Consider the following 20269-nt stretch of genomic DNA (forward strand, 5'->3'; position numbering starts at 1 on the left):
GCCCGACACTTCAGTAGTGTCAGGCTATAAGTTAAAGAATTTCACACCAGCGAACAGGCATTTAGAAAGGAGAAAATAAACCCTCAGACAAACCGTTTGACCCTAAAGTGAGGGTTTTCTACCAGCACGTCGAGTTTAGTCAGGTTATCGAGCACCACTAGTTGCTGCTCAGTTTCGGTTTCTAGCTTAATGCACTCTTGCTTGTTCTCATCACGTGCCGTGTCTAAAGCGGTGCCCTCGATACACTCACCCAACTTTAACGTTAGCCGCACTGGGTAACGGTGCATACAGACGATTTCAATGTAATCGTAATCCCCACAGCTAATCATTTGAGCGCCCCACACTTACCTGAGCCTTATAACACTCTCGCGAGTCATCATAGATAAACTCCACTTCATTCCGAATGCTCTCTAACTCATCTTTTTGGTAATGAGAGACATAAAGCAGTTGGCTTAGGTTCTCTTTGGCTATCAGCTCCAACGTGTTTTTCACCAAACGACGCCCAAGATAATCAAGCCCTTGATAAGGTTCATCCAAAATCAGTAGTGACGGCTGTTTTACGACGGCTCGCGCGATCAACAATAAGCGTTGTTGGCCATAATCGAGCATTCGAAATGAAGTGTTGGCGTGTTCTTTCATATGCAGAATATCAAGCCACTCATTAGCGACTATGATCTCTTTCTTGCTCGGTTGCTTGTAAAGCCCAATAGAGTCATAGAAACCCGATAAAATGACCTCAATCGCTTTACAACTCACTCGATATTGTAAGTGCAGTGCGGAAGAAACCATCCCGATGTGTTGCTTGATTTCCCAGATAGATTCGCCACTGCCGCGTTTGTTACCAAAGATATGAATGTCATTGGAATAACACTGAGGATGGTCACCAAAGATCAGTCCTAACAAGGTACTTTTGCCGCATCCGTTAGGTCCTTTGACTTGCCAGTGCTGACCATTATCAATGCGCCAGTTTAAATCGGTGAATATGGTTTTCTCAGAATATGCGACGTGACCCTGTTTGATCTCAAACACCGGATTCTCAAAATGATGACTATGCTGATATCGCTGAATCAACTCGATCATCTGCTGACTTCGCTGCTGAGATTGAGCTTTGATCTGATTAATCACAGGGTGAGTTTGCCAAATCAGCTTATCCATGGTGCTGTCGAGTTTACCGTGATTAAACAGCGCAATGTGATCAATCCATTGTGGGATGTCTTCTTCTCGATTGAACGTCACTATCATTTGCACACGTTCAGACAGCTTCTCTAGGTAAGTAGAAAGTGACGCTCGATGTGCAACGTCTAGCCCTGTAAAAGGGTTATCCAAAACAACGAGAGCAGGTTTCGTCGCCAACGCCCGTGCGAGCATCACTCGGCGAGTCTCTCCAGTAGAAAGAACTCGAAAGCCGCTATCGCGTAGATGGTTGAGATCCAAATCTTCAATTAAGGTGTTGGTAAATGAGTCGGACTCACACTGCTGATAAATAAGGTCAAACACTCGGCTGCCGGTATCAATTCGATCTAGATAGTCTGTTTCATCATTAGCTATCTCCTGTTCCAACAACACTTGTTGTTCGACCAAAGAGACCTGAGCAACATGCCCTTCTCCGATAACAAATGATTCAGCCTTCGCGGTCAATTCGCCGCACAGTAAACACCCTAGGGTCGAACCAATATCCCCTTCGGTACTGAACACGCCCCAAGACTGGTTATCCGCGATATGCCACTGTTCTATTTCGAGTTGATGGTTGCCTGAATCCAGTTCAAGCTGGGTTATCTCTATCTGCATTGCGCGGTGTCCTTACCCTTTCATTCTACGTGCCCTTCCATCAAGTTACTGGAATTTACCTATGATGGCGATAGAGAAGTAACAAAGTGTGATTGCTGAACCGAGTATCAAGAACTAGGTGTATTGCTTCACAAAATCGATGAAGGTTTTGTCAGCAATTGAGAGGTATCCATCTTTGCGCCACGCTAGCGCTAAATCTAACTTAACTCTTGGCTCAAAGGGCACACCGACCACCTCTTTCTCGTACTCGGTGACCAGCTCTAAAAGCGCAGTGATCGCGAACTCGTGCTTAACGATACTCAAGATCATTGGCAGTAGATTCGTTTCAAAAGAGAACAGCATCTCTTTGTCACAGAGTCTTGCTTGGTTTTCAATAAAGTCTCGATGGAAGTAGCCCGCTTTAAACATCACTAGTTCATTATCAAAAAACTCTGAGAAACCGATAGACGACCTGCTTGCAAATGGATGTTCAGGGGAAACAACGGCGACCATTTCGGATTGCAATAAGTGGTCGGTTTCGAGATCTTCTGGTACGTTTTCGTGGTTAATCACACCGATGTCGAGATCACCATCCAATAGCATCTGGCGAATAGAGCGAGTTCCTGCATCGACGAGAGTTAACTTTAAGTGCGGGTAACGGCTTTTAAACGCCATTAATACCTCTGGGAAGAAATACGAGCCCATCATACTCGGCGCACCCAGTCTGACTTCGCCTTTTTCTAGCCCTTTCAGTTCATTGATCGCCAGCTGAGCATCCTCTAATTGTTGAAGTACTCTTTTGGCGTGTTCATAAAGCACCTTTCCCTCATCGGTCAACATGACCTGTCTATCTTCTCGACGAAATAGCTCAACGCCAATACTCTGTTCGAGCTTCTTAATTGATATGCTCAGAGCGGGCTGGGCTATGTGCAGCGCTTTCGCAGCTTTCGTAAAATGCTCATGTTCCGCGACGGCAACAAAGTGTCTAAGATGTTTTGATTCCATGCTCAACTCGATATTAAAAATATATCATCACGATATTTTTAATATATTTTATTTATCACCACTCCACTGATATTTTGCTCACATAACTTACTTTGTGACGTTCGCGATGATAGAGCTAAACACCCCACAATATCGCCGAGTAACCTTAAGCCTAGCGTTAGGGTCATTTTTGGTTTTCTGTAACCTGTATTTGTTTCAGCCGATGCTCCCTTTTATGGCTGAGCACTTTTCTGTCACTGAAACCCAAGTTAACTGGATTTTCGCTGCTAGCACACTAGGCCTATCCGTCTGTTTAGTACCTTGGGCCGTCACCTCAGAAGCCATCGGTCGACGAAATGTCATGCTGCTTGGGTTAGGCTCCATGCCATTTATCGGCCTTGCTATGCTTGCGACAGATTCGTTGTTGGTGCTAGTTATACTGCGCGCATTGATGGGTGTTGCCCTTGCTGCTTTTGCGTCTGTTGCTGTGGCCTACATGGTAGAGGAGCTCTCCGAGAAAGCTTTTAGTCAAGCGATTGGGGGTTACATCGCTGCCAACTCTTTGGGCGGGATAGTTGGTCGTATTGTCGGGGGCACCTTAACGGATGCACTAGGTTGGCAGCATGCCGTGTTCGCAATGGCTCTATTTACTCTAGTCGGAGCCATTGCTGTAACGTTTAGCCTGCCCAAACAAGCCAACTTTACGCCGCAAAGAGGAATGCTACGCTATCATAACCGCGCCTTAGTTAAACACCTAAGGAACCGCGAAATTTGGATAGCGATGCTCATCGGTGGGCTTAACTTTGCACTGTTTGTGAACCTCTATTCCGTCATGGGGTTCCGTCTAGTCTCTGAGCCTCACAATTTGCCAATAGGGCTCGCCTCACTAATCTTCTTATGCTATCTCGCGGGAACCATTAGCTCGAAGCTCACAGCGCGGTGGACCCGCCATCATAACAGTGTTTCAGGTATGGTCACGGGTACGGTGATCAGCTTGTTAGGTATGCTCGTTGCGTACATAGATTCCATCGCCTTTATGACGCTCGGGTTACTACTGATTAGCTTTGGAGCGTTCTTCACTCATACTCTTGCTTACTCTTGGGTCAGCCGTAAAGCCACTCACGCAAAAGCGACAGCAACGGCCCTTTATTTAGTCCACTACTATGTAGGCGGAAGTCTGGGTGGTTTCTTCCTTATCTATTGTTGGCAGCATGGTGGTTGGGGTGAAGTGATCTTGGGAGGCAGTGTCATCTATTTAATGATTTTCATACTTTGCAAGGCGTTGTCAAAACATGAGCTTACTAATCAACAAGAGGAGCAGCTTACTCAAGATTCTGCTATTCTTGCGCCAAATTCTAATTTGGAAGCAAAACAATAATTATGAGCTCAACGCCAACGACACCAGAACAAGTCGAACAAGCTGTACAGCAATGGCTAAATGACGTCGTCATCGGGTTAAATTTATGCCCTTTCGCCGCTAAACCACAACGCAACAAGCAAATTAAGATCTTTGTCAGTGAAGCGACTGTGGAAGAAGCACTGCTTGAAGACATTCTTACGCAATTGATGGAGCTTGCTTCAACTCAGCCTGAAGAGCTTGAAACTACACTCGTCGCTGTACCAAATATGTTGCAGGACTTTTTCGATTACAATCTGTTTATTGATTGGATCGAAGCTCTGATTCGCCAGCAAGATTGGGAAGGTACATTCCAATTAGCTACCTTCCACCCTGACTACTGTTTTGGTTGTGCAGAACCAGAAGATGACGAGAACCTAACCAACCGCTCTCCTTACCCCGTTTTCCACTTAATCCGTGAGGAAAGTATGGAGAAGGTACTCAAGCATTACCCTAATCCAGAAGCGATTCCAGACACCAACATCGCTCGTGTGGAATCACTATCAGCCGAAGAGCGCCGAAAGTTGTTTCCTTACCTTTTCCGCTAAAAAAAGCGCCGTCGGGCGCTTTTTTTAGTCGTTTTTGTTTCATAGCAAGTCAGAACTGCGAATTAAACTAAAGCCGCTTTCCAGTACGTTGTCATTATGCAGTTTCGTCCAGCGTCTTTCGCTTCATACAAGCAATCATCAGCAACTTGAAGCAGTTCATCTAGAGTCGTTTTCTTACAGCCTTCCTCATCGATGCCAATGAAATCAAACTCACACGCACCCACAGAGACCGTCACAGGTTTGCCTTCTAGCAAAATGCTGCTCACAGATGTTCTCACTTTTTCAGTGATCTGACGTCGCTCACTTTCGCTTCGTTCTGGTAGCCACACAACAAACTCTTCACCACCAAAGCGGGCAATAAAGTCACCTTCTGACAACACAGACTTTATCTTCTGGGCAACTTTTTTAAGGACATCATCACCAATTTGATGCCCGTAGTTATCATTGACCTGTTTAAAATGATCAATATCGACGATGGCAATTGTCCCTTTCCCATTTGCACGTTTCATACGTTCAATATCAACATGCAAGGTCTTAAACATACATCGACGGTTGGCCACATCCGTTAAAGCATCGTGGTAAGCTTGGTACTCTAATCGCGCGTTTAGTTGCTGAAGACGATCTTCTTGTTTGCGTCGAATCAGTTCAACTTCAATCCAAGATGCCATCAATTTAAGCGCATCAATATCGATCTCTTTAAATTTGCGTGGGTATGGAATGGCCGAAGAAAAGTTAAGCGTACCAAACACCTCGTCATCAACAAAAATAGGGACGCCGATGTAGGATTCTAGACCAAATGCTTGGTAAGCAGGATGAGTGGCATATTTGTCATGCAGGCCCATGTTTTCGATCATCACTGGGCCACAAGAGCGGCACGTTATCTCACAGTAAGTCGTGTCATAGTCAAACTTGTCACCAGCGTTGAGCTCTACACCTTCTGGGGTCACACAGTGGAGTACTGTATACGTCCCATCTTCAATACGTGACAAAATACCGATATCAAGGTCGAATCGCTCTAAGCCCATCATGATGAGCTCGCTAATTTGGATATCAAATCCCTTTTGATAGTCATTCGTGATTTGGTAAAGCCGCCTTATGACTTTTTCACTTTCACTTGCAATAACCATGCAATTCCTTAGCAATCAATTTTGTTTTTAATAAGATAGAGTTACCGTACCCAAGATTACAACTTCTTTCGTATTTTGGCGTTCAATAAATTGTCTTTCAGCTCAAATATTACTTTTCATCGATAGAAGCAATCCCCCCTCTTTGATAGTATTGCCCCAATTCAAATACATCCGGGTTAATGGATATGCACCTTTCAAAACTCACTACTGATATTTTCAATCACCTTTACCGTGATATTTCAGAATTCCGCAGCACCTTCGATTTGCCAGTCGCTTCACCACAAAGTTTAGACGACAAAGCTGACACTCTGCACACTTCACTTGCGATTGAAGAACTGACAGAGCTTGCTGAAGCAGATAATAAGACTGAACAAGCAGATGCGATTGTCGACAGTGTTTACGTTTTGATGGGCCGTTTAGTGCACCTTGGTCACGATAAAATCGAAGATAACTTAGCGATCAACTACCTTATCGACTTATTGCTCAACGTAGCAATAAACCGCGGTATTGAGTTCCTACCATGTTGGGATGAAGTACACTCTAGCAACATGAGCAAAGTGTGCCGTAATGAAAAAGAGTACGCTGAAACTGAAGCGCATTACGCAGAGCAAGGCATCAAGCTAATGGCAGTTCAGAAAGGTGATTACATCATCGCTAAATGTGCGGAAGATTTTGTATCTGAAGGCAAAACCATTCGTCAGGGCAAAGTATTGAAATCGGTTTACTACCGCCCTGCTGACTTAGCGCCACTGACTAAGTAAGTGCAGATAAAAAGACGCCACCTCAAGGTTTCCCTTAGGTGGCGTAAGCTGCTGTAGTATAAAAAGGTTTATCTCACGCGATAATCGCGCTTCAAGTGCAAACCACACTCAAATAGAATCCACCTAACAAGAACGAGAATGTATCAATTCTACTCTTGCCAACACCGTGCCAGCTTTTAAATAAAATTAATCCATTGATTTTATTACACTTTAAAATACAGCTCGTATTCTAAAGGCTTCCCTGTGAACTTAAATGGGGCACACTGCACCATTCTATTTCTAATCAAACAAGAGAACTGAGCGGCCCCGTAACTGCGCTTTGTGAACTTGAGTGTTAAAGACTCTAGAAAGCTCCTCGACAGACAACACTTCGTCTACCTTGCCTACTTTTTGCAAAATGCCCTTTTCAAGTAACAAGGCTTTATCTGCATGTTGTAAGGTACGATTCAGATCATGGTTCGACATAATAACCGTAATCCCCATCTTGGCGACTTTACGAATCAGATTGTAAAGTAGGCTCTCTTGGCCAATATCGAGTGGTGCTGCCGGTTCATCTAAAATCAACACTTTGGCGTAAGGGTTTAGGCTTGGCCATATCTGTAAGCAGATGGCACATAAGCGAACACGTTGCCATTCGCCCCCTGATAAGTGATGAATTGAACGATGAAGTTTATCGTCAATCTCGAGTAGCTCTGCCAGCTCTTTTACGACGGCCTCTAACTGAGCATCGCTTTGATTAACACTTTTTGGCAACGAAAGTGCAAGATAGTGAACCACCTCTAGGTTAAATGCCGGTCGGTCACTTTGGCTTAGAAAAGCACGAAAGCTCGCCATGGACTCAATACTGCTTCCCTTCACGCTATGTTCGTCGACGGTGGCTTCGCCTTCAAAGTCGAGCAACCCCGCCAAGGCAGTCAACAAAGTACTCTTACCGCTACCGTTTGGGCCGATAACATGGAGAATCTCGCCTGGTTTAACGTCGAATGACAAGGGCAACAGTCGAGAGCCTACAGACAGGCTTTTAACGTGAATCATGATTACGTACCAACATCCAGATAAAGATAGGTGCGCCGATAGAGGTGGTAACCACACCTAAAGGCAATTCCGCCGAATCCAATGCCGTTCGTGCAATAAGATCTGCAAATACAACTAAGGTTGCCCCTGCTAGGGCGGACATTGGAACAAGAAAGCGGTTCTCGCTACCCAAGGCCAATCGAAGTAAATGCGGTACAACGAGGCCAACAAAACCAATGACACCGCCCAATGCGACTGAACCACCGACTAAAATTGAGACGGCGAAAATGAGCTTCCAACGCGCTTGGTCAACATCAACACCAAGCTGTTTAGCGTGTTGTTCCCCCATCATGAGTTTGTCTAGAAGCGTACCTTTTAAACAAAGCCAAACAACCACTGGGACCAGAACTAACGTCAACGTGTGGTGATACCAACTCGCTGCGCCAATACTGCCCATCAACCAATACATTAACTGTCGTAAACTAAGGTCATCACTGAAGTAGAACGCCCAAGTAACAACCGCACCGGATAAAATACCCAGTGCGACCCCGACTAACAGCAAGCGCGTTGTTGTTAGGCGCATTGCCTTAGCGACAAACACTAACAGCAAAGTAAACGCTAATGCGCCAATGACCGCCGCAAGCATAAATCCGATCGGCGTTGCTAAAGTCGGCATAAAGAATAGGACAAGTACCATTAAGACGCTTGCGCCACCAGAGATTCCCAGAACGCCGGGCTCTGCCAATACATTGCCCAATAATACTTGCAGTACCGCACCGGAAACTGCCAAAGAAGCGCCTACGGTTATAGCGGCCAACAAGCGGGGTAAACGAAGCTGCAGCACTAACTGTTCTTGAAGTTTAGAAAGAGATTCGAAAGGCGAAATGAACACTTCACCCACCATTAGGTAGACAACGCTACTGATGATAAGTGAGAGTGTGAAAAGGCCAGCAAAACGTGTCCATCTTTGCTGCCTACGGTTTAGTAGCTGATTAAATTCCATGCGCCTATTGAGTAGCCAAACATCGCTCCCTAAAAATAATGGCCTAACGATACCGTTAAGCCATTAAAATAGAAAGAGTAATCACTACGATTGATTGTTATTAATCGTAAACCAACTGACCTTCTTCGTAGCGAGTCTTCACAGGACAAACCATGAGTGCCGCTCGCTGCCCTATTGTGACATGTCGGTTAGGAAAGACGATAGCCTCCCCTTCGTTCTTTGCCATCAGTGGCTTATCACCATCATGACCAAATACTTCGCCATGCTTGAATGCAGTAAAGTTCTCGACGCTATCATCAAACAGGAAGTCAAAATCGTCGTGCAGACGCACAATAGTGCGGCTAACGCGATACATTACTGGTTTACGAGGTAAGTGCTCTGCCTCACTGCTCGACACCAAATCACGCAGCGCTAAATCAAAACCAACCAGTTTATCTAGCTCATTCTCGCCAATACGCGCTACACGCCCGAGTTCAACTGTGAGAGCTTGTGCACCAAAGTTTTCAGCACTGAACCAACTAAATGTACTTGATGGTGCATTTGAAAACATCACGGCGTCTAAGTGGCCGCTAGACACAAACTCCATCAGCTCTTGGCTACGAACGGGGTGACGAACTTTAGGACTGACCGCAAATGAGTAGTGTTTTGATAGGCGAATCGCACAGTGTAAATCAAGGTGCCAACGTTTATCTTGAGGCGTACCTTGGTAGAAATCACTGACCACGTCTTTTAAGTTTTTAGCAATATCTAACTCTTTTGATGGTTCGTACTCTTTCTCATCAAAAAGTCGATTTAGATTCATCTCTAAAAAACGGGTGTGGGCATTTGTCGCTTCAGGGTGAGCGTTGATAAACAGTAGACGTTCAGTCACTGGCTGGAAACCAGTTTGAATATCATTGATGATTTTGTCTACGATCTCCATGGGTGCGGTTTCATCACCATGAATCCCACAGGAGATAATAATGTGTTTGCTGTTATCGGTAAGATTACTTGGAATCACCTCTAATACACCACGCTGGTGTAGTTTAAAGACAGTTCCACCCGCCACCGTTACTTCATTGGCCGGCATTTCTTGTTCTAAGTCTAGGCTGTCAAAAAGAAAAGATTGGCGAAAGAGGTTTTTCGTCATGCGCTACTCCTTTATTGCACAGCGGGTATGTTAATGAATTGTTCTGACAAATTATGTAGGTGCGATCCCACTTATCGACACAAATCGTGTGCCTCATCGTAATTTATCAAATTGCCACAAACGAATGTGGGTTTAAAAGGCTCTCGCTGTACAAATTAGCCGAGCAATCGCTCGGCTAAAGTGATAATACCATGATTTTTGAATGTCTATTTTTGATCTAGCAACGTTTCAAACTCATCAACCTTGGCTTTTACTCGGTCAATGCTCTGTTGCCAGAAGTCTGCTTGAGTAAGATCCATTCCGAGGTGTTTGCTCACCACATCTTCCGCCATCATCGAACCTGTATCGCGAAGAAGATGAACATAATCACTGTAGAACTGCTCCCCTTTGCTTTCACGCTGAGCATAAACGCCGATACTGAATAAGTAACCAAACAGATACGGGTAGTTGTAAAAGCTTACCTCTGAGATCGAGAAATGGAGCTTACTTGCCCAGAAGTAAGGATCCGGCTCTGACATCGAATCACCGTACCACTCCGACCATGCGTCGCTCATCAAGCCACACAACTGAGGTGCTGAGAGTTCACCACTGCTACGCTGCTCATAAAAACGTTTTTCAAATTCAAAACGAACAGGAATATTCACCATCAAGGCATAACAGCTCGAAAGCTCTTCCCACAGCATTTCGAGTTTTTCTTCTCGGCTGCTGACTTGCTCAAGAAGGTAATCTCGAACAATATTTTCAGCAAAAATCGAGGCCGTCTCTGCCAATGTCATTGGATAACGTGTTTGGCAAAGTGGCATATCACGCATTACCCAGTTGTGGAACGCGTGGCCAATTTCATGAGCCAAAGTAAGAAGATCAGAACGACTGCCGCCCCAAGTCATAAAGACTAATGGCGTGCGTGTTGCGGCGAACTTTGTGCAGTAGGCACCTAAACGACGGTTCTCAGATGGCGCTGCATCTAGCCAACCATTTTCGACCATCAGCGTGACAAAATTTGCCATCTCGGTATCCACTTCCGCGAACGCCGCGTTGATGATCTCAATCGCTTCATCAAACCCATACACTTTAGGTTCTACATCCGTCAGACTCGGCATACCAGCCAAATGGTTCCAAGGTTTCATTTGATCCAAACCATGAACTTTCGCCATTAATCGACCGGCCTTTTGGCCAACTTCCTTATTGGCTTTCGCAACCGACATCATAGCTTCGAGTGTCGATGCTTCAATGCGGCTATCGTGAAGGCTTGGATCCAAAAAGCCGACTTCTACCGTTTTTGAGCGCTTTTGGTATTCGGTTAATCGCCAACCAGCTAAGGCATTCAAGATAGCAGCAAACGATTCTTGGTTATCTCGCATCGATTGTTGAATACCACGCCAAGCGGGCTCTTGGCTGTTGAAGTCTGTGCCATAAAGTAAACTTGCCGCTTGAGAGAAGCCTACTTGAGCGTTGTCTTCCCCTTGCAATGAGACTTGCAGGGATCCAGTGATATTATCGTAGAGTCGTCCCCAAGCATCTCGACCATCAACTTCCATCGCCGTTAATAGCTGCTCTTCTGCGACAGACAGTTTGGTGTCTGCAATCTTACGAGAGCACTCAATTGAAAACGCTTGTCCATATACATCACCACTCTCATGGTTTAAGACATCTTGAACAAAACCTTCTGGGGCATTGGTTAGTGTGATCTCATAAGGGGCAAATGCTTGGGAAAGCTCAGAGTTTAGCTTAGCAACACGACCAATTAACGTCTTCGCCGCATCATTGGCAGCATTTGTTGATGCGTGACATTGAGCAAAAGTGTTTAACGTAGCCAACAACTTGCCCGCAGCCTCGCTGGTTTGAATCGCATTTTGCATTACAGTAACCGAGGCACTGTTCTCAACATGAACGCCTAGCGCTTGAATGCACTGCTTAATCAAACCAATATCTTGCTCGATTTTAGAATCATTTAAGTCTTGGTAAGCAATGGATAAATTCCAACTTGGTGCCGTCATTATGTTCTATCCTTCTAACGTTTTTCCTATCATGCATACGCGAAAATAGGTTTTGTCTGCTTTGATAATTTGTATATGTGTTATTGATTGATGGGCGATATGTAGGGTTGAGTAAAGCTGAGGGTTTCGCCAATCAAGATTGAGCACCGAGGCCAAAATCATTCGAATCGTGCCTCCGTGACAGATAATTAACGTGTTCTGCTCAGCCTCATGACTAAAAGCCTGCCAAGCAGCATGAATTCGATGATAAAAGTCCTCTAGCGGCTCCGCATTAGGTAACGTTGCCTCGGCTGGGCTTGCCCAAAACGCATCAAGTTCTTGCCAATGAGAGCGAATCTTTTCAAATGGAATTCCATCATAATCACCAAAGAATGTTTCTTGCCATCGAGGTGTTATTAAAGGCTCTAAGCTATGAGTATGAGAGACGAGATGCGCCAAATCTTGGCAACGTTTCAACGGAGAGCTTTCTACTGCTTCAAACTCTATTGCCTGCTCACATAAAAGGTCGCAAATCGTTTGTTGCTGCTTATCGTCGACAACAATATCTGTATGCCCATATAAGCCAGGCTCACCCACTGTTTTACCGTGGCGCAATAAGTAAACGTTGATGGTTTTAACGTCAGCCACGCCCAGTTTCCTCTGCGGCGACATCTTTAAGTACAAGTGGCAACCCGGCAGCAACTAACGTTACGCGTTGGGCGACTTTCGCGATCGCTTGATTCATCCATCCTGCATTATCAACGAACAACCTAGACACTTCGCCCATAGGCACAACACCCATACCCACTTCATTGGACACCAAAACGATATCTGCCGCACTGCCATTTAGGGATTCGACTAGATTGGCGACTTCAGCCTGAACTTGTGGCTCGCTTAACGTGTCTCCATCATTGTAAATAACATTGTTTAGCCACAGTGTTAAGCAATCAACCAACACCACATCATTTGCTGTAAATTGCTGAAGTTGATTGGCTAACTGAAGTGGACACTCATGCTCTTGCCAATCGTCACCCCTTGACCTTTGGTGGTGTGCAATTCGATCAGTCATCTCCTGATCAAATGCGATGGCTGTCGCGACATAGTGCTTTGAAGCACTTTTATCACTGCCATTGACTAAAGACTCTGCGTAACTCGACTTACCCGATCGCGCTCCGCCTAAAACAAGATGAACTGTCACGACTAATTCACCACCCAACCAATAAGAATTATGTAAATTAAGAGCTCTGATAGTTGTTGCGCAGCTCCCAAACAGTCGCCAGTAAAGCCGCCAATTCGAGCGATAAGCCAGCGTTTAAAAGCGACACGAAAGACCCACATGCCTAAACAAAGTACCACCGCTATTGGGAAACCCAACATAAGGGTCGGTAGCACGCCACTCACGATCAAAATAGTCAACTCTAAACGCGATTGCTGCTGCGCCAGCGGTTTACTTTTACTGGTATCAATATCACTCACATAAGGCATATCGTAGATGAGTGTTGCAGCAACGGCTCGGCTCAAGGTATACGCACAAATGATCATGAGCGCTACATCGCCAAACTGAGCAAGCTCAGACAGTAAGACATACTTACCCATCAGCGCCATCACCAATGCACTAGCGCCATAAGTTCCGATTCGACTGTCTTTCATGATGGTTAAACGACGCTCTAACGTCATGCCACCACCGATGCCATCAGCCATGTCCGTCAGTCCATCTTCATGAAAAGCGCCAGTTAAAAGCAGGCTAAACACCATCATTAAAATGACAGAAACTGACGTAGGGAAAATGGTTTGCAATACAACAAACAGTCCCGCACACAGTGCGCCGAGCAGCAGACCAACCAAAGCGAAGTATCGCCCTGATTGATTCATACGCTCAGGACTATAAGGAACGTTAGAAGGCATTGGGATTCGAGAGAAAAAGCCCAACGCCAACAAGAACAACTGATATTGGTTTTTCAGTTGTGCCATTACTCTACGACTACTCCAGCTTGTTCGAAGCTCGCCATGTTGTTGTAAAATTCAGCAGCAGCACGAACCAAAGGATAGGCCAACACTGCCCCTGTGCCTTCACCTAAACGGAGCGACAAATCGAGCAAAGGCTTAGCTTGGAGTTCCTCAAGCAAATATTGATGCCCTGACTCATGAGATTGGTGTGCGAATATCATGATGTCGCGGCAAGTAGGATCAATCAAGGTCGCAGCATAAGCGGCGGCGGTAACAATAAATCCATCAACAAGAACGGGCGTTTTCGCTTTCCCAGCAGCTAAGAATGCCCCGACCATCTGAACAATTTCATAGCCGCCGACTTCAGCAAGCGTTTCGATGACATCAAGCCCACTACAACGGAATACGCCACGCTCAACCAAATCCACTTTCAGATGCCATTGTTCATCGCTGATTCCTGTTCCTCGCCCAACACACTCGTGCGCAGGACGATGGGAAAGTGCACTCAGTATTGCGGCTGCACTACTCGTGTTTCCAATCCCCATTTCTCCGAACATTAGTAGGTTTGTCCCTTCTTGAGTCAGGTTAGAAACCAACTGTTTACCAAGTCGAATACCTAGCTTAACCTGCTCAATACTCATCGCAGATTCTTTAGCTAGGTTATTGGTGCGCTCGCCCAAGCGTTGGACAATAAAATCTTCTGATTCGTGCTCTACTGGGATCAGTATTCCCGTATCGACAACCTTCAATGGCACATTGTTAGCGCGACAGAAGCAGTTGATTGCGGCACCACCTGCTAAAAAGTTGACAACCATTTGTTGTGTAACTGCACTCGGTGCAATGCTAACGCCTTCATCTGCGATGCCGTGATCGCCTGCAAAGACAATGGCCGTTGGCTTGTCAATCTCAATCTCAGTGACAGCGTCACCTTTAGTGCCACTTTGAATCATAGCAATTTGATGAGCAACCGTTTCAAGTTGGCCTAATGCGCCGACAGGTTTGGTCTTCTGATTAATGCGATGCCAAATAGCATCTGAAATATTCTGGTTATGCATTGCTTGTTGGGTTCTTTTAATCTTGTCTGTTTTAGAAAATAAATAGCTACTTTGGACGAGCCACGGAGAATACATTGTCGAGAGTGGCATATTCACCACCGCCAAGACGAGACAGCGGATTGACTTTTAACGCCTCAACGACAAGTCGGTCGCTACGGTCGCCAATCACTTCAGGGTCGATGAATACCTTTTCAACTTCTGCAAAGATGAGACTTTGAGGCGTTTCGCCAATCTCTTTCACCTCATACAGCTTGCAAGCAAAAGCAATTGGGCACCCTTTTATTCGAGGGAGCTCGAACTCGTCAAATGCGACTAGCTCAATGTTATTCGCATTCACCTCAGAGTCACCGTGTTCGAGAGTCGCCGCTGTTTGCGTCACTTCGTCAGCAAGCCCTTCATGAGCGATATGAACTACCATTCGACCCGTTTCTAATACATTACGAGTGGTGTCTTTGATCTCGCCAGACGGCTTTTTGCCGACAGAAAACATCAATAGCGGTGGATTACTAGATACAGGAGTAAAGTAAGAGAAAGGTGCAAGGTTATAGTTTTCTTGCCCAGAATCGGTTAATACCCAAGCAATTGGGCGGGGAATGACGGTTTGAGTCATCAAGTGGTAGATTTGAGTGGGTGCGAGAGTACTCAGATCAATATTCATCCTGTGTCCTTGGTCATGATTCCTTTGAGCAGAGTGTAACGTGAAATCATAGAGTTAACACCCTTATTCCCCCATTCGACCGGAAATAAACCGCTTGGTTCAATTTGCAAAATGATTCTAAAAAATGAAATTTATTGCCGTTATTAGCCATCTTATTAATACGAAGAAGGAATTTTTACGGCACAAACTCTGCATTCATTTCCGTTGTGACATTGCTTTTCTTCATCGTACTAACGAGGAGGCTTTATGTTTGCCAACCAAAGATCAAATAAGCAAAAAACAAACAAATCACCACAACGCAACCAAAAGCGCATTCCCATGTCTCTGACATGACAGCAAAAAAAAAGACCTCGCAATCGTGCGAGGTCCTCCTTAAATCGACTTCCTACCAATATGATTATTCAGTTTTAAACTTTCCAACCAAGGCATTCAAATCCGTTGCCGCTGTCGCCAACCCTGTCGAGTTTAGTTTTGCTCGACTTGCAACATCATCAACTCGCTGAGTGTCTTCATGCACTTGTTGAATGTTTCGGTTAATTTCCTCTGCCACTAAATGCTGCTCTTCAGCGGCCGTCGCAATTTGAGTATTCATATCATGGATCGACATAACCGATTCAGAGATACCGCTAAAGCTTTCATTTACCGAATGCGTCTTCTCAACGGTAGATTGTGATGCATTTAAGCTCACTGACATCTGCTGTGAGACTTCTTTAGTTCGATTTTGCAAACGTTGAACTAAACCATCGATCTCTTCTGTTGAGTCTTGCGTTCGTTTAGCTAGCGCTCGAACTTCATCTGCAACCACTGCAAAACCTCGGCCTTGTTCACCAGCGCGCGCTGCCTCAATCGCCGCATTCAACGCAAGTAAGTTCGTTTGTTCTGCAATACCTCGAATCGTGTCTAGAATCACCGTGATACTTTGGCTGTCGTCTTCCAGTTCATTGATGGTTTGCGAAGAGGCCGAAATAAGCTCTGCTAGTTCATTCACACTCGCCACCGCACTGGTAATATCGTTTTGACCTTGCCCCACCAACTGTTGACTGCTGTCTGCAGCCGATGCCGCTGTTGTACAAAGCGTCGCAACTTCATTAGCAGTTGCTACCATCTCGTTGAACGCGGTTGAGACCATTTCTACCGCCTGATTTTGACGCTCAGAAACTTGAGCAAGCTCTTCGGAAACCGAACTGGCTCGGTCAGCCGACTCGCCCATTTTGTCTCCAGCCAAACTGATCTGTTGTACAAGATTACGGATCGCTTCAATAAAATCGTTAAAGTATTTCGCCAAAGCACCCGTTTCATCACTGGAACGCACGGTAAGCTCTTTGGTCAGATCACCTTCCCCTTCTGCAATCTCTTTTAAACCATTCGACACTAACGTGAGCGGCTTAGCGATCAAGTTTGCCAAAAAGATTGCGCCAGCCACAAAGAGAACCCCAAGGATCGATACGACCAACAAAATAAATTCCATTAAGCTTTGGCTATCGCTCATCACTTCGTCATAAGAAATTAGCCCGACGAACTTCCAACCGAGTTTGCTTGAATACAAGACGTTGGCCATCATGTGTTCGCCATCGACTTCGATATCAAGCACGCCCTCTTTTAGTTCGCCAATATCACGATAACCTTCACCCAGTGAACGAATATCTTTAAAGTTATTCTCTGGATGTTTTGCATCCACAAGCACGTTACCAGAATCTTCAATCATCATCAGGTAACCGGTATCGCCAATTTTGATCTCTTTAACGATATCGGTCAGGTTCTTTAATGACACATCCACAGCAACAACCCCTGAACCGCCGTTGTCATCAGCATCAAACGTTTTTACCGTACCAATGATCGTGGCGTCATCAGCAGCCCAATAATACGCTGGCGTGCGTGCAATGTGATTTGGATTGTTTTGCGCGGTGGTGAACCACGGACGCTGTCTTGGGTCGAAACCCGCCGTCGTCTTTCCTTGAGGCCATTGTACGTAACCTCCACTTTCTGTTCCCATATAGACATACGAGTAACCGGAATGCGACGTACCCAATTGTTCTAGCAAACGAAAGATATCCTGCTCTACTTTACTATTTGTCTGAGGCGTCATAGCAACTGACCCCTTATCCATATAAGTTTCAAGCGAGGTATCCGCACTTTTCATTGCGGGGTGATTGGCTAACATTCGAACGTTTTCTTCAATGCCGTTGAAATAGATAGCTATCGCGTTATCGACCTGGCGCATCTCCCCGGAGCTTCTGTCGATAAAGTCATTCACCGCTTCTTCACGAGAATTCGATATCACAACACTTGAGATAATAGTTACTGGCAGCAAAGTGGCCGTGATTAGCCCAAGCAATAACTTCTGTTTAATTTTCATACATTGTATGCCTTTAAGTGCTTTACTCTTTTCTAATCATCAACAAAGTGGTTCATAAAAAACGAAAACGCAAAGCAGTGGGTGTTGAATAAGTTTTGTTTTTGATCACAGACTTTCGAGCCTGATTAGTAGATGCTTTCTAAATTAGTGTTGAAAATAAGCCCAACACGCAATAGATACACCAAGATGAAATGGTACAACATGTCATACAGTATAGACAACCCTATCGTTATCACTGCTGGTAGCACTGGCCTAGTCGGAAACGAGCTATTGAAACAGATGCTCGACGCGCAGCCGATCGAAGAAATCTATGCACTTACTCGACGTAAACTTCCTTTCTTTCATCCCAAGCTGGTATCAATTCAAGACCCTGAGTTACGTGTTACCGATTGGGGAACGGAGCAATCGACGCCTAAGTATGGGTTTATCTGCTTGGGGACAACGCTGAAACAAGCAGGCTCGAAAGAGGCATTAGAAAAAATCGACTATGAACTTGTATGTGACGTTGCACAGGAAATGAAAGTACTTGGTGTCACTCACCTCGCTGTTGTATCCAGTTTAGGAGCTTCTGCTCGCTCGCTTTCACACTACCTGAGATGCAAAGGTCGGATGGAACTCGCCATCGAACGAATGGGTTTTGAACGTGTCGTTTTTGCAAGGCCAGGCCCTCTAAAAGGGCTACGCGAACAACCTCGTAAAGACGAAGTCGTTGCCCAAACCATGCTAAGGATTATGAAGCCGCTTATGCTTGGACCATTAGCTAAGATGGTTCCAATCAAAGCAAGCGACGTTGCACAAGCGATGCAATACGCACTTTTTGGCAACTCCACAAAAAAAATTGAAGTATTAGATACGGTCGCAATGAAAAAATTGATTAAGAAGTATCGTTAGTTTTACAAAATCAGCCCAATCTCGGTCAACTTACCATCACTCCTCTCCTTTAATAACTGAACGTTATATTTAATACCCAAACGTCACTTCATTTGGGTATATCAAATCATTACCCTCATACCGAATCAAATCCCATAAGATATCCACCAAGCTGATATCTCATAGATAAATCATAAGGACAATCAATCATGTCAGTTGTAGCTATCGCATCTCTAGCGGTATTTGTTGGCATTCTCTTCTTTCTCTACGGACAGCAGAAAAAAGAGAACACACTATCTCGCCTCGTTCTTTTAGGTCTTGTGACCGGTAGTGCGTTTGGTCTTGCTCTTCAGTTAATTTTTGGCGAAGGCAGCCCAGTGATTTCGCAAACACTTGAGTGGGTGAATGTTGTAGGCCGCGGTTACGTCGGTCTGCTTAAGATGATCATCATGCCATTAGTCTTGGTATCTATGATTGCGGCCGTTGTTAAGCTTGAAAAAGGCGGCGCACTTGGCAAAATCTCAGGCTTAACCATTTCAGTGCTACTGGTTACGACAGCTATCTCTGCAATCATTGGTATCTTTGTTACTCAAGCGTTCGGCTTAAGTGCTGAAGGCCTAACAGAAGGTGCCCGTGAAACCGCTCGCTTAGTTGCGCTAGAAACACGTGCAGACCGCGTAAGTGACCTAACCATTCCACAAATGTTGGTGAGCTTTATTCCAACGAACCCATTTGCAGACTTAACGGGCTCTCGCTCAACGTCAATCATCGCAGTAGTGATCTTTGGTGTACTAACAGGTATCGCTGCACGTAAAGTGATGGCAGAAAAAGAAGAGCTAGAATCACCGATTCGTACCTTCGTAGAAGCGGCTCAATCTATCGTTATGCGCCTAGTTAAGATGATCATGGCACTTACTCCATACGGCATCGCTGCGCTTATGGCGAAAGTGGTTGCAACGTCAAGTGCATCAGACATCCTTAACTTGCTTGGCTTTATCGTCGCGTCTTACGTCGCTATCGCATTGATGTTTGTTGTGCACGGTATCCTAGTGTCATTTGTTGGTGTTAACCCGAAAGAGTACTTCCAGAAAATCTGGCCAGTGTTGACGTTCGCCTTCACGTCTCGTAGCTCAGCAGCAACGATCCCACTAAACGTAGAAGCGCAAATCAATAAGCTAGGCGTTCCACCAGCAATTGCAAACCTATCAGCATCGTTTGGCGCAACAATCGGCCAGAATGGTTGTGCGGGTATCTACCCTGCAATGCTTGCGGTAATGGTTGCGCCAACCGTTGGTATTAACCCGATGGAAATCAACTTCATTCTATCGCTAATTGCAATCATCGTTGTGAGCTCATTCGGCATCGCTGGTGTAGGTGGCGGTGCGACTTTCGCGGCACTGATTGTACTTCCTGCAATGGGTTTACCAGTGACTATCGCAGCACTGCTGATCTCTATCGAGCCACTAATCGATATGGCACGTACTGCGCTGAACGTATCAGGTGCGATGACAGCGGGTACGATTACTAGCCGCATCATGAAAGAAAAACCTGAAGAAGAGCAACTAGAAACGCAACAAGCGTAATACTTCCCTCTCCCTTTGAATGGCCGGCTAAATTAGTCGGCCATTTTTTTACCAATCGCACTGAGATCGCTCTATCTCGTTTGCCTTGCTGGCAT

The 20269-nt window shown here is 45.3% G+C and carries 19 protein-coding genes; 5 read left to right on the forward strand and 14 right to left on the reverse strand.

The window, feature by feature from the left end:
- Nucleotides 1–83 precede the first annotated feature (83 nt).
- The 3 genes from F0231_RS09840 to F0231_RS09850 form a co-directional block, all read right to left on the reverse strand.
- On the reverse strand, nt 84–329 hold the full coding sequence (locus tag F0231_RS09840) for a Rho-binding antiterminator (protein WP_171759555.1): 246 nt from the start codon (nt 327–329) through the stop codon (nt 84–86).
- Entirely contained in the window at nt 322–1788 is a 1467-nt protein-coding gene (locus F0231_RS09845) for an ATP-binding cassette domain-containing protein (protein WP_171759556.1), read from the reverse strand. Before F0231_RS09845 ends, F0231_RS09840 begins: the two co-directional genes overlap by 8 nt.
- Before the next feature lie 114 nt (nt 1789–1902).
- Nucleotides 1903–2772, reverse strand: a complete 870-nt coding sequence (locus F0231_RS09850) for a LysR family transcriptional regulator (RefSeq protein ID WP_171759557.1) — start codon at nt 2770–2772, stop codon at nt 1903–1905.
- 106 nt (nt 2773–2878) lie between these two features.
- Here F0231_RS09850 and F0231_RS09855 point away from each other — a divergent pair, with 106 nt between their 5' ends.
- Nucleotides 2879–4129 carry an MFS transporter gene (locus F0231_RS09855; protein WP_171759558.1) on the forward strand — a complete coding sequence of 417 codons (1251 nt, stop codon included), beginning with the start codon at nt 2879–2881 and terminating at the stop codon, nt 4127–4129.
- Between the two features lie 2 nt (nt 4130–4131).
- The gene (locus tag F0231_RS09860) at nt 4132–4695 is read left to right on the forward strand and encodes a DUF1415 domain-containing protein (protein WP_171759559.1); all 564 of its coding nucleotides are present in this window, start codon (nt 4132–4134) and stop codon (nt 4693–4695) included.
- A gap of 62 nt (nt 4696–4757) precedes the next feature.
- On the opposite strand, the gene F0231_RS09865 is transcribed toward F0231_RS09860, so the two are convergent.
- Nucleotides 4758–5822: a sensor domain-containing diguanylate cyclase gene (locus F0231_RS09865; protein WP_171759560.1), complete on the reverse strand. Its 1065-nt coding sequence runs from the start codon at nt 5820–5822 to the stop codon at nt 4758–4760.
- Between the two features lie 185 nt (nt 5823–6007).
- Here F0231_RS09865 and F0231_RS09870 point away from each other — a divergent pair, with 185 nt between their 5' ends.
- Nucleotides 6008–6583: a nucleoside triphosphate pyrophosphohydrolase family protein gene (locus F0231_RS09870; protein ID WP_171759561.1), complete on the forward strand. Its 576-nt coding sequence runs from the start codon at nt 6008–6010 to the stop codon at nt 6581–6583.
- Between the two features lie 279 nt (nt 6584–6862).
- Here F0231_RS09870 and btuD read toward each other — a convergent pair whose 3' ends face one another.
- The 10 genes from btuD to F0231_RS09920 all read right to left on the reverse strand — a co-directional run bounded on the left by btuD (nt 6863) and on the right by F0231_RS09920 (nt 17721).
- The gene (gene btuD, locus F0231_RS09875; RefSeq protein ID WP_171759562.1) at nt 6863–7618 is read right to left on the reverse strand and encodes a vitamin B12 ABC transporter ATP-binding protein BtuD; all 756 of its coding nucleotides are present in this window, start codon (nt 7616–7618) and stop codon (nt 6863–6865) included.
- Nucleotides 7605–8600, reverse strand: a complete 996-nt coding sequence (gene btuC, locus F0231_RS09880) for a vitamin B12 ABC transporter permease BtuC (RefSeq protein ID WP_171759563.1) — start codon at nt 8598–8600, stop codon at nt 7605–7607. The genes btuD and btuC overlap by 14 nt, the downstream gene beginning before the upstream one ends.
- A 100-nt stretch (nt 8601–8700) precedes the next feature.
- A complete protein-coding gene (locus tag F0231_RS09885; RefSeq protein WP_171759564.1) occupies nt 8701–9729 on the reverse strand; it encodes a succinylglutamate desuccinylase in 1029 nt (342 codons plus the stop codon).
- Between the two features lie 206 nt (nt 9730–9935).
- Nucleotides 9936–11726: a M3 family oligoendopeptidase gene (locus F0231_RS09890; protein WP_171759565.1), complete on the reverse strand. Its 1791-nt coding sequence runs from the start codon at nt 11724–11726 to the stop codon at nt 9936–9938.
- A 6-nt stretch (nt 11727–11732) separates the two neighbouring features.
- Complete coding sequence (locus F0231_RS09895) at nt 11733–12353, reverse strand: histidine phosphatase family protein (RefSeq protein ID WP_367613471.1); 621 nt, start codon at nt 12351–12353, stop codon at nt 11733–11735.
- Nucleotides 12346–12903: a bifunctional adenosylcobinamide kinase/adenosylcobinamide-phosphate guanylyltransferase gene (cobU, locus tag F0231_RS09900; protein ID WP_171759567.1), complete on the reverse strand. Its 558-nt coding sequence runs from the start codon at nt 12901–12903 to the stop codon at nt 12346–12348. The genes F0231_RS09895 and cobU overlap by 8 nt, the downstream gene beginning before the upstream one ends.
- Before the next feature lie 2 nt (nt 12904–12905).
- Nucleotides 12906–13676, reverse strand: coding sequence for an adenosylcobinamide-GDP ribazoletransferase (locus F0231_RS09905; protein WP_171759568.1), 771 nt, complete (start codon nt 13674–13676; stop codon nt 12906–12908).
- The gene (cobT, locus tag F0231_RS09910; RefSeq protein ID WP_171759569.1) at nt 13676–14707 is read right to left on the reverse strand and encodes a nicotinate-nucleotide--dimethylbenzimidazole phosphoribosyltransferase; all 1032 of its coding nucleotides are present in this window, start codon (nt 14705–14707) and stop codon (nt 13676–13678) included. Before cobT ends, F0231_RS09905 begins: the two co-directional genes overlap by 1 nt.
- Before the next feature lie 46 nt (nt 14708–14753).
- Nucleotides 14754–15365, reverse strand: coding sequence for a flavin reductase family protein (locus tag F0231_RS09915; RefSeq protein WP_171759570.1), 612 nt, complete (start codon nt 15363–15365; stop codon nt 14754–14756).
- 397 nt (nt 15366–15762) lie between these two features.
- Entirely contained in the window at nt 15763–17721 is a 1959-nt protein-coding gene (locus tag F0231_RS09920; protein ID WP_171759571.1) for a methyl-accepting chemotaxis protein, read from the reverse strand.
- Between the two features lie 201 nt (nt 17722–17922).
- Between F0231_RS09920 and F0231_RS09925 the strand changes: the two genes are divergently transcribed.
- Both F0231_RS09925 and F0231_RS09930 read left to right on the forward strand, forming a co-directional pair.
- Nucleotides 17923–18612, forward strand: coding sequence for an oxidoreductase (locus F0231_RS09925; RefSeq protein ID WP_171759572.1), 690 nt, complete (start codon nt 17923–17925; stop codon nt 18610–18612).
- A gap of 188 nt (nt 18613–18800) precedes the next feature.
- Nucleotides 18801–20174: an L-cystine transporter gene (locus F0231_RS09930; RefSeq protein ID WP_171759573.1), complete on the forward strand. Its 1374-nt coding sequence runs from the start codon at nt 18801–18803 to the stop codon at nt 20172–20174.
- Nucleotides 20175–20269 lie beyond the last annotated feature (95 nt).

Origin of the sequence: Vibrio sp. RE86, assembly GCF_013114545.1 — a bacterium.
GTDB lineage: Bacteria > Pseudomonadota > Gammaproteobacteria > Enterobacterales > Vibrionaceae > Vibrio.